Genomic DNA, 12,807 nt, shown 5'->3' on the forward strand with positions numbered 1-12,807 from the left:
CCGGTTCAAGCGCGAGCACGATGAAGGTTCCTAATGAATGCGGCCATCTCATCGGTCGATAGCGCACATAGGAACCGTCATTCTGCTGCATCGTTTGTTCTTCCGAGGAGTAGCGCCATGAATGTACGGGATGAGCACACGTGGTCCCTCTGGATGGACGTATCTGTCGCCGAAGCTCCGGTGCTGTCGAGTACGGTCGGCGTGGACGTTGCCGTGGTCGGCTCCGGAATAGCCGGGCTTTCGGTCGCATATGAACTTGCTTGCCATGGACGTTCGGTCGCAGTGATCGATCGCGGCCGCATCGGCAGCGGGATGACGGCGCGCACCACGGCGCATCTGGCGACCGCGCTTGATGATGGTTATGAGGCGTTTGTGCGAGTCCGCGGCCCTGACTGTGCGCGGCGTTACTATCAGAGCGTCGCTGCCGCGATCGATCGCGTCGAGGCCATCCAAGGCGCCGAGCACATCGATTGCGGTTTTAAGCGCGTCGATGGCTATTGGGTACTGGCATCCGAAACGTCCGCATCCGAGCTGGATAGTGAATTGGACTGCTGTCGCAAGCTGCAGATTCCGGTCGAAAATTGCATCGAGCGGACACCATTCCATGACAGCGGTCAGACGCGTTCGCTGCGCTTTCCGCGCCAGGCGCGCCTGCATCCGACTAAATATCTCGCCGGTCTGGCGAGCGCACTGCAGCGCCGGGGCGCCCAGCTCTATGCTGACACCTGCGTCGAGAGCATCCAGCAACGCCAGGGTAGCATGGTCGTCACCACCGCCTCAGGCTACGAGGTTCACGCCGCCGACGTGGTGGTTGCGACCAACTCGCCCGTCAATGTTCAGGTGGCGATCCACACCAAGCAGGCGCCTTACCGCACTTATGCACTCGCCGCGAAGATTGCGGCCGGCGCCGTGGAGGATGCGCTCTATTGGGACACGCTCGATCCTTATCATTATGTCCGCCTCCACCCGTTATCTGCCGACGAGGACATCGTGATCATCGGCGGCGAAGATCACAAGTCGGGTGAGGCGAATGATGGCGCACAGCGCCTTGACGCGCTCGAGCGCTGGGCGCGCGAGCGATTGCCGGATTTGCGCGAGGTCACCCATCGGTGGTCGGGTCAGGTGCTGGAGCCGGTCGATTTCGCCGGCTTCATCGGCCGCAGCCCCGGCGAGGAGCATGTATTCGTTGTCAGCGGCGACTCCGGGCAGGGGATCACCAACGGGCTCGTGGCCGGCATGCTGATCGCGGATCTCATCACCAGCGGCGCAAGTGCCTGGGAGGACGTCTACGCTCCGTCGCGGAAGATTCAAAGGAACATCGGCGAGTTCATCAGCGAGAACATCACCCCTATCAAGAATTTCGCGGAGTATCTCACCGCAAGTGAAATCGCGAGCGCTGAACAACTGCGGCCCGGCGAGGGGCGCCTCTTCCGAAGCGGACTGAAGAAGATCGCGGCGTGCCGGGACCGAAGCGGACATTTGCATTTGCATTCGGCGAGCTGCACCCATTTGGGCTGCGTCGTGCACTGGAACTCACTCGAACAGTGCTGGGACTGCCCATGTCACGGATCGCAGTTTGCACCCGATGGCACCGCGCTCAACGGCCCGGCGGTTTCCCCGCTCGGCGAGGCTGAAAAGCCGGCCAATCTTGAAGCGGCAGAATGAGCGGCATCTCTCGGCGTGTCGTAGGGGGCTTGGGCCGGCGGCTGCAGCTTTTACCTGGCGAGCTACATGTGAATCATGATGCGCGCCGATCTGATGTGACTATTCCTCGCAGGCTGTACAGGCTATATCCCTGTCGCCTGTCATTGAACTGTCATGTTACCGCAAATGCTAAAGTCAGATGCTGCGCCGGCTCGCAAGACTCCGGGCGCACCGGAAGCCAATCCTGCTGTTGGGAACACCAAGAGAGCGCAGCTCCTTACCGGCTTCCCGGGGCAACGCGAGGACGTCAGCGTGGAACCCGCGACGGTCGAGGAGCGCGCTGCCATTGAGCAGACGCCATCGCAGGACGTGACGCCCGCGCCGAGCCCGACCCAGCCCGCATCTCCCGCCGCCGAAATCGAGCTCAAGCTGCTCGTTGGTGCCGATCGCATGGCGCATTTCGGCGCAGCGCCCGTCATCGCGGCGAACGCACGCAACAAGGGCACGCGCAAACGTCTCAAATCCGTCTACTACGACACGCCCGAGCGGGCGCTTCGTCGCGCCGGCCTGAGCTTGCGCGTCCGCCAGAGCGGCACGCGTTTCGTGCAGACCGTGAAGACCGAGGTTGCGGACGATCCGTTGCGTCGCGGCGAATGGGAAGCAAGCGTGCCTTCGCTTGCGCCCGATCTCGCTTTGGCGATGCCGTTCATTCCCGAGAAGATTCGCGAGCGACTCAAAGCGCAGCCGCTCGAAGCGGTGTTCACGGCCGATGTGCATCGTCACACGCGCATCATAGACCTGCCATCCGGCACGGTCGAGGTCGCCTGCGACCAGGGCGAGCTGACGGCCGGTGACCGGTCGGTTCCTGTCAGCGAGATCGAGCTGGAGCTGAAGAGCGGCAGCACGAGCGTGATCTACGAGATCGCCCTGCGCCTTGCGGAGCACGGAACGGTGAAGCCGTCCATCCGCAGCAAGTCGGCGCGCGGCTTCGATCTTGCCGCGGACCTGCCGCCGTCGGCTCGCCGGCCGCGCAAGCTTCGTCTCGATCCCTCCGTGACGCTCGACGAAGCCTTCGCGACCATCTTGCGCACCTGCTTCCTTCACCTGCTGCAATCGCTGCCGGCGGCCGAGGACGGCCGCAATCCGGAAGGCGTGCATCAGCTGCGCGTCTCGCTGCGCCGGCTGCGATCCGCGCTCGACCTGATGCGTTCGGTCGGCGCGCTCAGCAATCTCGAGGCGCTGCGTTCGGAGGCCAAATGGCTGGCGCAAGGCCTGTCCGCCGCGCGCGACTGGGACGTGTTCCAGCTCGACACCTTGCCGGCGATCGCAAGAGCCTGTCCTTCGGTCGCGGGCTTCGATGCGCTTGGGCGGGCCGCGGCTCAGCGTCAGGCGGAAGCCTATCGCAGCGCCCGCCACGCGCTCGATGATCGCCGCTGCGCGCTCTTCCTGATCGGCCTCGGTGGTTGGATCGAGACGCGCGGCTGGCGCAACGGCGTCGCGCCCGAAGATCTCGGCCGGCTCGCCGAGCCCGCCCTCAATTTCGCGCAGCGCGTCCTATCGGAACAGCACGCGAAGGTGCTCAAGCGCGGCCGCCGCTTCAAGTCGCTGACGGTCGACGAGCTGCACCGCGTGCGGCTCGCCACCAAGCGGCTGCGCTATCTCAGCGAGTTCCTGCTGCCGCTGTACGAGGATCGCAAGTCCGCGCGAAAATTCGCGCGCCGGCTCGCCGGCTTGCAGGAGGAGCTCGGCGTCTTCAACGACATGGCGGTGACGGCCTCGTTGCTCGACGGGCTCGGCGCTGACGATCGCGACAGCGCCATTGCGGCGGCCGCGATCGCCGGCTGGCAGGCGCGGGCATCGATCGGCGTGCAGCAGGGCTTGCAGGATAGCTGGCGGGATTTTGCCGCCGCACGCGTGCCCTGGTCGCGCCAGGGCCAGCAGAGCTGATCGCGCTTTCCCAAAAAAGTTGCGGCCAGCCATTGGGGGATGGCTGGCCGCGCGCGAACCGGTCTGGGACGGGGAGGGGTGGGGATGTGACCGGGTCGCGTAACCTGTTGTCTCGTTCCTACTGATCTTTCGCGCTGGCGGTGGAGACCGCCGGCTTGGTATCGCCCAGCGAGACCCAGACGTTGGGATCGCTCTGCGACTGGCGCTTGACGAAGCGGTAGCCGGTCTCCGTCCAGGCGAGGACGTTCTCGTTCTGATTGTCGAGAATGAACTCGCCCTTGTCGGTCTTCACCGTCAGCACCGCGTGGCCTTCGCCTTTCTTGTCGCGCACCACGGTGATGAGCAGGGCCTGGCGCGGCCAGCCGGCATCCATCAGCATCTTGCGCTTCAACAGCACGTAGTCTTCACAGTCGCCGTAACCGTCTGACGGCAGCGACCACTTCTCGATCACGCCCCAGTGCTCCTGGTCGGTCAGAGGCTTGACGGTCTCGTTGACCCAGCGATTGACCTTGACGAGGTCGCGCCATGCGGCCTGCGACATCACGATGTCGCGCGGCTGCAGCGGTGCGCCCTGGCACTGGGCAGCATTGTCCGCGCAGAACTCGACCCAGCCGATCGGCGCACGCGTGGTGTCGCCGAGGCTCGCGTAGAGCAGACGGCCTTCGCCGGCCTGCGCTGCCGCGCTGATCCCGAAGAGCATGGCGGCCAGCGCCAGTCCCTTCCCCCGTCCCCTGAAGTCAAACATTGCGGCCCCCGTTTCTTGTTGGGACCACATTTCGCACGGAGCTTTTGAGTTGCCGCTAAGTCGACCAAGTCAAGTCGAGACGAATGCAAGTAAAAGGCGCGGCGAATTCGATCTATACTTGAATAGAATTCGCGTAAAATTGGATATGACTGCAATTGATTCAAATTTTATCTATTAACGCGGAAGCGCTGGGAGGAGCGTTGTTTGCGCTCATCTGCAGCCCCTCCGTTAACCGCTGGCCATTCGCCGCGGGACATGAAAAAGGCGGCGTCCGCATCGCGGAAGCCGCCTTCGAGCCTGGAAATATGGAGGTTTTCGCGTCCTTGCGCTTTACCGCGCGGTAACGCTCTCTTCGAGTGTCTCTGCCGGCTGCTCGTGCATGAACTCCAGCGCGAAGCCGTCCTCGAGGTTTCGGACCACGCGGCCCTGGACCCGGCCGAGCAGAACCGTCGATTTTAGCGGTGGCCGGTTCTCGGCAGCGATCGCCGCGCCCGACAGCGAGAGGTCGATGATGCGGCAGGTCATCTTGGTGCCGTCCTCGAGCGTCAGCACCGCGATCGGGTTGCGCGGCACGATACGGTCGTGGCGGCGGTCCTCCGGCAGATTGAGGATGTCGCGGTTGGCGAGCCAGGTCAGCTGCGCGGCGAGCTTGTCGCGCTTGCGCGGCGTCGCACCGATGGTCATGGCGAAGCCGTTGTCGATGATCCGGGTGATCTTGCCCTCGACGCGGCCGATATGGTCGAGATAGGCGACCACGCGGTCGCCGACATTGCCGATGCCGGGGGCGAGCAAGGCGAGGCCGCCCGGCGACATGTTGATCACCTGGCAGGGGAATTCCCGGCGGTCCGGCAGCATGTAGCGGCCGAGCAGGTGCACCTTCACCCGCTGGAAGCGCCTGCGCTCCTCGGCGGCCGGAAGAAATTTTTTGTTCGCCAACGCCATTTCCAACACCCGACCCCCCGCCCGGGCGGAGTCCTTGCGACCCTAAGGTGCACAGGGTTAATGCCGCGTTAGGATCGGGCGCGCTGGACACGGACAGACACGATGCGCTCGAAAAGCCACACCTTCAGGCGGGGCTCGGCTTCCTCGCGGCGCGCCCATAAAGCAGGCACAGCAGCGCCAGCAGCACGGCGGCCGACAAGCCGAGCGACCAGTGGATGCCGATCGCCGCGCCTGCCACCCCGACCGTGATGCCGCTGAAGGCGCGCATGCCGAGCCCGGCCATGTTGTAGAGGCCGACGACGCGGCCGCGGATGTCGTGCGGGGCGTTCAGCTGCACCAGCGCCTGCGCCATGGTGTTGAACGACAGCTCGAAGAAGCCCGCGAAGAACAATAGCGCGATCGCGACCGGATAGACCGGCACGAGCGCGAAGCCGAGCAGCGCCACGCTCCACAGCATCGCCAGCGTGATCGCGGTGCGCGGGGTGCCCTTCAGCCGTCCCCAGGATTCCAGCGCGATGCCGGCCAGCAATGCGCCGGCCGCGTCCGCGGCGAGCAGCACGCTGTAGGAGACGCCGGGATCGCCATGGCCGAGATCGCCGGCATAGCCCGGCATCTGGGCGTGATAGGCGTTGCCGATCATGAAGGAGGTGAGGCCGGCGAGCCACGTCATCGCCGACAGCACGGGCTGGGTGCCGATCGCGCGGATGGTGAGCACGATGTCGGCGAGGCCGCGCACCGCGAAGCGGCGCGCCGCCACGCTCTTGTCCCTGATCGGGGCCCAGAACAGCCAGAGCAGCATCGGCAGATAGAACAACGTGTTGAAGATGATGCCGTGCGAGGGACCGAGCGTCAGCATGATGAGCCCGCCCACCGCAGGTCCGACCAGGATGCCGAGATAGCGCGCCATCGCGTTCAGCCGCACCGCGCTCGGCAGGTCGGCCGGGCCGACCAGGTCGTAGAGCAAGAGCTGGTTCGGCGTCTGCCAGAGCACGCCGGCGCAGCCATGGATCACCAGAAGCAGCATCGCGTGCCACATCTGGATCGTATCGGTCAGGAAGAAGAAGCCCCAACCGGCGGAGGCGACGATGAACAGCAGCATGCCGCACTGGATGATGCGGCGCGGATCAAAGCGGTCGGCGAGGCCGCCGACCGCGACGGAGAACAGCAGGAACGGCAGCCAGTGCGACAGCACGGCAAACCCGCCCAGCGTCGGCGAATGGAATTTCTGGAACACCACCCAATAGCTGATCACATGCTCGATATTGTCGGCCATCATCGCCAGCACGTAAGAGGCGAACTGGAGACGGTAGGGCACGGACCTCATCGCCGCGAACGATCCGGACGCGGCCACGGGATTTTGGGGAAGGGGATTCACGGGATGACCTGAGGTGAGACTCGTGGCGAGTTACACGCTCGCCGGCCGGCGCTCAAGACAATTGGGCGTGCTGGAACAGCAGCCATGCATGCTTGCCACGAGGCCCCGTGATCTCAGATGCAAGCCTTGTGAGCTCCGGCTCGCTCTCGTCGAGCCGGGGCAGCGACGCAATCCAGACTGCCCCTGTTGAGGGATTCTGGATTGCTTCGTCGCAACAGCTCCTCGCAATGACGGCGCCTGTAGTGCATCGACGTCACCATCGCGATCATCACGCAGCATCGGCGACCCCATCGTCCCGTTTCGCCTCGGTCAATCGCCGCAAGCCGGGCCGCTCCGGCAGGTTGTGCGGCGTCCTGACATTCCAGACCAACCCGATCGCTTCGAGTGATCGGATCAGCCACCAGCCGGGATCGACCTGTCCCGGCAAAAGTCCGAGCTTCGCCGAGCCCGGATAGGCGTGATGGTTGTTGTGCCAGTTCTCGCCCATGCTGATCAGCGCGGCGAGGCGGACATTGTAGCCTTGGGCCGCGACGCCATCGACGCTCCAGATCTGATCGCCGCTTGTGTGGGAGAAGTGGCCGACCAGCCAGCGGCCGGTGACGCAGACGCTGACGCGCACGCAAATGCCCCAGACCAGCCAGTCCAGCCCGCCGATTGCAAAGAAGAGGAGGGCCCAGGGCAATTGCTGCAACATCCATGTGCGTTCGATGAAGGCATAGAACCGGTCACTGGCAAGCGGCGGCTCGAGCCGGAATCTTGGCGGATGGCGCAGCACCAGCCGGCAATGCAATTGCCACCAGGCATCGCGCCAGAAGCCGGCGCCGTGGCGGGAATATTCATGGCACGCGGGCTGGCGCTGCGCCCAGTCGCGGAAATCGTGCAGGCGGATCATGCCGAACGGCCCGGCCATGCCGACGAGCGTGCCGAGATAGACGAAGAGATGTTCCAGCCAGAGTGGGCAGTCGTAGCTCGCATGGATCAGCTTGCGGTGCATGCCGACGGAGTGCCCTGCGCAGAGCGTGACGGCGCTCGCTGCGAGGAAGAGTGCGAATGCCGACCAGGAGAAGCAGAGCGGCGCGAGCGCGATGGCGGCCGTCGTCATGCCCGCGAGCCACAGCGACTTCTGCGGCGCCCATTGCACATATCCGTCTACCGGATCGGTGTCAGAGGCGACAAAAATTCGTTCCGAACCCGGTCGCAAATCCATCTGATGATCCCGGCTGACCGCGGCGCGAGGAGCCGCGCAGGTCCGAAGCAGGCATCGCTCCGGCACACGCAGCCTGCTCACACAACTGCGGCGTGTCAACGCGCCGCGTTGGTATTTCCAATGTCGCAGGGCTGTCATAGGTTGATCGCAGGCCCGCACGATCAAAACACAACAAGCGGGCAGCGAGGAAACAGCCATGCAACAAATCCGCGTCTGCACCCACGCAGGTCCCGGCTCGGAGCCCGTGATCCGCACCGTGCCGTGGCCGAAGGTCGGCCGCAAGGCTGCGCTGATCAAGGTCGGCGCCTGCGGGGTCTGCGGCACCGATCTGCATATTCTGAAAGGACATTGGCCGAAGCCGCTGCCCTGGCCGTTCACGCTGGGACACGAGCTCGGTGGAATCATCGTCGAATGCGGCGACGAGTTCACCGAAGATTTCATGAGCAAGCCGCTCAAAGTTGGATCGAAAGTGATGATCCCGCCCTTGATGCCGTGCGGCCGCTGCTACTATTGCATCCACTATCCGCAAACCGCGAACAAATGCCTGACGCCGGTCTATTACGGCCGCTATCTCGGCTTCGACAAGGCGCCGCATCTGTGGGGCGGCTGGGCTGAATATGTCTATGTCGATCTCGAGATGCTGCCGGGCACCAAGATCTACAAGCTGCCGGACGACATGTCGTTGCGTCTGGGTGCGCTGTCGGAACCCCTGACCTCCTGCATCCGTGCCTTCAATCGCGCGACGCGCGCCGGCGGATTCAGCTGGGGCGACACCGTGGTGATCCAGGGCTCCGGCCCGATCGGCATTCTGGCGGTCGCGGCCGCCAGGGAGATGGGAGCAGGGCGCGTAATCTGCGTCGGCGCGCCGGAGGAGCCGCGGCTCAAGCTGGCGCGTGAGTTCGGCGCCGAGGCGACCGTGAACATCGAGGAGCTGAAATCACCGCAGGATCGCATTGCGCGCGTCCGCGAGATCGTCGGCGGCTTCGGCGCCGATCTCGTGATGGACTGCTCGGGCCACCCCTCAGCCGGCCCCGAAGGCATCGAGATGCTGCGCGACGGCGGCACCTATGTCGAGATGGGCCAGTTCACCGACGCCGGCTCGATCGAGACCTCCTGGCACCGCATCTGCACCAAGGACCTCAACGTGCTGGGGTCGTGGGGCTTCACCGGCAACGACCTCCCGCTCGGCGTCGACATGCTCTACCGCACGCGCGACAAATATCCTTGGGCGAAGATGCAGACGATTTACCCTTTCACGGAAGCAGGCGTCGCGCAGGCGGTGAAGGACGCGGTGGCGATGAAGACGGTGAAGTCGACGATCGTGCCGTGGCCGGAGCTGGTGGAGTAAGAACGTAGCCGAGATGAGCGACCAAATGAAAAACGAAGAGACGGCCGACCCAAACCGGAGCTCCCCCTTCAACGCCATCCGCGCGATCGACTACAGCGTCATCTTCGTGCGCGACATGGCGGCGATGCGCTGCTTCTACGAAGACGTCCTCGCGTTCCCGCTCTCGCGCGAGCTGTCGCCGAACTGGATCGAGTACGGCCTCGGCAGCAACACGTTGGTGCTGGCAAGGCCGAGCCGCACCGCCAGCGATGCACCGACGCCAGCGGGCAGCGCCTCGCTGCAGCTGGCCTTCAAGGTCTCTGCTGCAGAGGTCGACGCGTGCGCCGATGAACTCGTGCGGCAAGGCGTGGCGCTGCTGTCACCGCCGACCAACCAGCCCTTCGGCCATCGCACGCTGTTCTTCCGCGATCCCGACGGGAATCTGCTGGAGGTGTACGCCGAGATCTGAGAAATTCTATTTGACGTATCCCGACAACATGGCGTGCGCCCAGTCCGGACGGTTGTTGGCGAGCGCGCGCGCCGAGGCGGCCTCCCAGTCGTATTCGAGGGCCAGGAGCTCGACCTGCCAGCCCCTTTTGCCCTTGGTGAGGATCGCGTAGCGGGCGTGAGGCGAGCGGTGTTCCAGTTTCGCGGCAAAGGGAATGTCAGCGAAAACAGGGCATCCGACGCTGCCGGGATTGAGGACCAGACATTCGCGCGGCCCGTGAACGACGGCCGGGCGGTGGCTATGGCCACACAGCACCACGCGCGCCGCCGGCTCGCTCGCAAGGCGTGCTTCCAGCACCTCGCGGCGTGCCGGCACGAAGCGGCCGTCGTCGAGTGCGTCCTCCAGCAGGCACGCCGTATCGCTGTCGGGCGTGCCATGGCAGGCCAGGATGCCGTCGTCCAGTCGCAGCTGGGAGGGTAGGTTGTGAAGTGCACGACGCTGCTCTGCAGTCAGTGCGTTGCGCGCAAACAGACCTGCCGGCGAGAGCTTGTCGTCTGGAAACTCCTCGATCCAGCGATCATGATTTCCGCGCACGGTCGGCAACGCCAGCGATTGGAGGAATTCGAACGTTTCCCTCGGCCACAACGGGCTGGTGACGCAGTCGCCGAGGTTGACTATCCGATCGACGCCCCGCGTCTTGATATCCGCCAGCACCGCCTCCAGCGCGGCGAGATTGCCGTGGATGTCGGAAATGACCGCCAATCGCATCTTTATTCCCCATATCGCCAGACGTGAGCGTGGCTCGGCTATAGGCCGATCCCGCCGCGCCAAGGTTAATCGAGCTGGCCGCAAAAATCCGCTGCAAGCTTCAGGCGCGGCTCGCCGTCAAGCCATGCATCACGGCTATGGTGATTTCCGGGCGCTTGGCGTAAAGAGCGCCCAGATCAAATCAGCGTGCGGTCGGGCCGTTTGCCGCGCACGCAGCTCGGGGCGCCGGTTCACCGTTTGCGCGCCTGAATCAAACAAGGTTTCCCATCTCGTGTCTCTTCCGGCCCTGACCCCGCCGCTCGCCCGCGCTTTGGCCGAGCGGAACTATGATTCACTGACGCCCGTCCAGCTCGCGGTGCTCGCCCATGAAGCCACCAGCCGCGACCTCCTGGTCTCGGCCCAGACCGGTTCCGGCAAGACCGTCGCTTACGGCTTGGCCATCGCAAAGAACATCCTCGATGACGCCGAGCAGTTCGCACCAGCGGCCGCGCCGCTCGCCTTGATCGTGGCGCCGACCCGCGAACTCGCGCTCCAGGTTCAGCGCGAGCTGGCCTGGCTCTATGGGCATGCCGGCGGGCGTGTCGTCTCTTGCGTTGGCGGCATGGATCCGCGGCGCGAGCAGCGCGAGCTCGCCGCCGGCGCGCATATCGTCGTCGGCACCCCCGGGCGTCTGTGCGATCATCTGCGGCGCGGCCGTCTCGACATTTCCGAGCTCGCCGCGGTTGTGCTCGACGAAGCCGACGAGATGCTCAATCTCGGCTTTCGCGAGGACATGGAATTCATCCTCGAGACCACGCCGCAGACGCGCCGCACCCTGTTGTTCTCGGCGACGTTTCCCCGTGGCATCGTCGCGCTGGCGCGGCAATATCAGCGCGACGCCTTCCGGATCGAGGTCGCCGGCGACGAGGGCGGCCACGCCGATATCGAATACCGCGCGATCCGCATCGCGCCCGCCGACGTCGAGCATGCCGTCGTCAACGTGCTGCGCTTCTACGAGGCGCCGAGCGCGCTGGTGTTCTGCAGCACGCGCGATGCCGTCAGGCATTTGCAAGCCGCGCTCCTGGAGCGCGGCTTCTCTGTGGTCGCGCTGTCGGGTGAATTGACGCAGAACGAACGCACCCTGGCGCTGCAGTCGCTACGCGACGGCCGCGCCCGCGTCTGCGTCGCGACCGACGTTGCCGCCCGCGGCATCGACCTGCCGAGCCTCGACCTCGTCATTCATGCCGATTTGCCCAACGACGCCGAGGTCCTGCAGCATCGCTCGGGCCGCACCGGGCGCGCGGGCCGGAAGGGGACGAGCGTCCTGCTGGTGCCGCCCGCGCGGCGGCGGCGCGCCGAGCTGCTGCTCGATCTCGCAGGGGTCGACGCGGTCTGGGGCACGGCGCCGCAGGCGGAAGACATCCGCAAGCTCGATCATGCGCGCATGAAGGACGTGCTGTTCACGGAGGAGACTGGTCCCGACGATCTGGCTTTGGCGCAATCGCTATTGGCCGAGCGCTCGGCCGAGGACATCGCCGCCGCGCTCGCGCGGCTTTATCGCGCGCGCCTGCCGTCGCCAGAGGACATCATCGATCCCGGCGAGCGAAGCGGCAGGCCGGAACGCGGGCGTGATAGGTCCGAACAGGGCGAGGACCGCGCCAAGCCGCGGTCGAAGGCTGGGAAATCCTCGAAGCACGCCATGGCGGATGGCAGCGTCTGGTTCCGCGCCGCCATCGGGCGCCGCAAGAACGCGGAAGCGCGCTGGCTGCTGCCGATGATCTGTCGCCGCGGCGGCATCGACAAGCGCGACATCGGCGCCATCAGGATCATGGACACCACCACCGAGTTCGAGATCTCCCAGCGGGTCGCCGAATCCTTTGCGGCGAAGATCAAGCGTCCCGACAAGGAAGACAGCATCCGGATCGAGCCGATGACGGATGCGCCTCACCGGCAAGACGCTCCTCAGGAGCGCCCCCGCGCGCCGCAGCGCGAGGCCGGCGCTCATCATGAACGGCGCGAGAATCGCCCGCGCGAGGCGAGTGGATTCAAGTCGCGCAGCAAGCCTCAGGGCGAGCGCGCGTCGAAATTCGGTGATGCGCGTTCTTTCGCAAAGAAAAAGAAGCACAAGAACAAGCCCGGCCATGCAGAGCCTTCGGTCACGCCGTGGCCTGCGAGGGGCGCGCCCGAGAAAAACGCGAAGAAGAAGCGTCGGGGCTGATCTGCCGCTTTCCGGCCCCGGCCAGACTAACGCCGCCGAAGGCTCGCGCGGTGCGCTATGGCGCAATCAATCAGTAACATGGTGCCATCCGGACGCGCCTGCGAGCCCGCGCCTTCTCGAGTTGGCAGAATCCTTTTCGGCAAACTCAAAGCGGCAAGAGCGGCGCCTGCGGCGAGGCGTCGCTTGAATCGAGTTTAATCAAGTCGA

At 65.2% G+C, this 12,807-nt stretch carries 10 protein-coding genes; 5 read left to right on the plus strand and 5 right to left on the minus strand.

Features of this window, described 5'->3' with window-relative positions; all coding sequences use genetic code 11:
• Window positions 1-117: 117 nt before the first annotated feature.
• Window positions 118-1,665 (plus strand): FAD-dependent oxidoreductase, encoded by a 1,548-nt coding sequence (locus I6F20_RS01340; protein ID WP_225124836.1) that lies wholly within the window; start codon window positions 118-120, stop codon window positions 1,663-1,665.
• Between the two features lie 165 nt (window positions 1,666-1,830).
• Window positions 1,831-3,591, plus strand: a complete 1,761-nt coding sequence (locus I6F20_RS01345) for a CYTH and CHAD domain-containing protein (protein WP_109143300.1) — start codon at window positions 1,831-1,833, stop codon at window positions 3,589-3,591.
• 118 nt (window positions 3,592-3,709) lie between these two features.
• Here I6F20_RS01345 and I6F20_RS01350 read toward each other — a convergent pair whose 3' ends face one another.
• The 4 genes from I6F20_RS01350 to I6F20_RS01365 all read right to left on the minus strand — a co-directional run bounded on the left by I6F20_RS01350 (window position 3,710) and on the right by I6F20_RS01365 (window position 7,860).
• Window positions 3,710-4,336 (minus strand): transglutaminase-like cysteine peptidase, encoded by a 627-nt coding sequence (locus I6F20_RS01350; RefSeq protein WP_225124837.1) that lies wholly within the window; start codon window positions 4,334-4,336, stop codon window positions 3,710-3,712.
• Between the two features lie 330 nt (window positions 4,337-4,666).
• A complete protein-coding gene (locus I6F20_RS01355) occupies window positions 4,667-5,278 on the minus strand; it encodes a PilZ domain-containing protein (protein WP_026312634.1) in 612 nt (203 codons plus the stop codon).
• Between the two features lie 124 nt (window positions 5,279-5,402).
• On the minus strand, window positions 5,403-6,653 hold the full coding sequence (locus I6F20_RS01360) for an MFS transporter (protein WP_345944171.1): 1,251 nt from the start codon (window positions 6,651-6,653) through the stop codon (window positions 5,403-5,405).
• Window positions 6,654-6,921: 268 nt separating this feature from the next.
• Window positions 6,922-7,860: an acyl-CoA desaturase gene (locus tag I6F20_RS01365; RefSeq protein WP_225124839.1), complete on the minus strand. Its 939-nt coding sequence runs from the start codon at window positions 7,858-7,860 to the stop codon at window positions 6,922-6,924.
• Window positions 7,861-8,056: 196 nt separating this feature from the next.
• Between I6F20_RS01365 and I6F20_RS01370 the strand changes: the two genes are divergently transcribed.
• Entirely contained in the window at window positions 8,057-9,208 is a 1,152-nt protein-coding gene (locus tag I6F20_RS01370; protein ID WP_225124840.1) for a zinc-binding dehydrogenase, read from the plus strand.
• Window positions 9,209-9,233: 25 nt separating this feature from the next.
• Window positions 9,234-9,656 carry a VOC family protein gene (locus I6F20_RS01375; RefSeq protein ID WP_225124841.1) on the plus strand — a complete coding sequence of 141 codons (423 nt, stop codon included), beginning with the start codon at window positions 9,234-9,236 and terminating at the stop codon, window positions 9,654-9,656.
• Between the two features lie 6 nt (window positions 9,657-9,662).
• Here the strand turns inward: I6F20_RS01375 and I6F20_RS01380 are convergent, their stop codons facing one another.
• A complete protein-coding gene (locus tag I6F20_RS01380) occupies window positions 9,663-10,403 on the minus strand; it encodes a metallophosphoesterase family protein (RefSeq protein ID WP_225124842.1) in 741 nt (246 codons plus the stop codon).
• 271 nt (window positions 10,404-10,674) lie between these two features.
• Here I6F20_RS01380 and I6F20_RS01385 point away from each other — a divergent pair, with 271 nt between their 5' ends.
• The gene (locus I6F20_RS01385) at window positions 10,675-12,600 is read left to right on the plus strand and encodes a DEAD/DEAH box helicase (RefSeq protein WP_225124844.1); all 1,926 of its coding nucleotides are present in this window, start codon (window positions 10,675-10,677) and stop codon (window positions 12,598-12,600) included.
• Window positions 12,601-12,807 lie beyond the last annotated feature (207 nt).

It is taken from the genome of Bradyrhizobium sp. IC3123, from assembly GCF_020193625.1.
In the GTDB taxonomy this organism is placed as follows: Bacteria; Pseudomonadota; Alphaproteobacteria; order Rhizobiales; family Xanthobacteraceae; genus Bradyrhizobium; species Bradyrhizobium yuanmingense.

What these genes read in the sequence shown, in the direction of transcription:
- I6F20_RS01380 (WP_225124842.1), bottom strand. Translation starts at nt 10,403, where the DNA reads ATGCGATTGGCGGTCATTTCCGACATCCACGGCAATCTCGCCGCGCTG.
- I6F20_RS01340 (WP_225124836.1), top strand. Translation starts at nt 118, where the DNA reads ATGAATGTACGGGATGAGCACACGTGGTCCCTCTGGATGGACGTATCT.
- I6F20_RS01365 (WP_225124839.1), bottom strand. Translation starts at nt 7,860, where the DNA reads ATGGATTTGCGACCGGGTTCGGAACGAATTTTTGTCGCCTCTGACACC.
- I6F20_RS01345 (WP_109143300.1), top strand. Translation starts at nt 1,831, where the DNA reads ATGCTAAAGTCAGATGCTGCGCCGGCTCGCAAGACTCCGGGCGCACCG.
- I6F20_RS01375 (WP_225124841.1), top strand. Translation starts at nt 9,234, where the DNA reads ATGAAAAACGAAGAGACGGCCGACCCAAACCGGAGCTCCCCCTTCAAC.
- I6F20_RS01350 (WP_225124837.1), bottom strand. Translation starts at nt 4,336, where the DNA reads ATGTTTGACTTCAGGGGACGGGGGAAGGGACTGGCGCTGGCCGCCATG.
- I6F20_RS01370 (WP_225124840.1), top strand. Translation starts at nt 8,057, where the DNA reads ATGCAACAAATCCGCGTCTGCACCCACGCAGGTCCCGGCTCGGAGCCC.
- I6F20_RS01355 (WP_026312634.1), bottom strand. Translation starts at nt 5,278, where the DNA reads ATGGCGTTGGCGAACAAAAAATTTCTTCCGGCCGCCGAGGAGCGCAGG.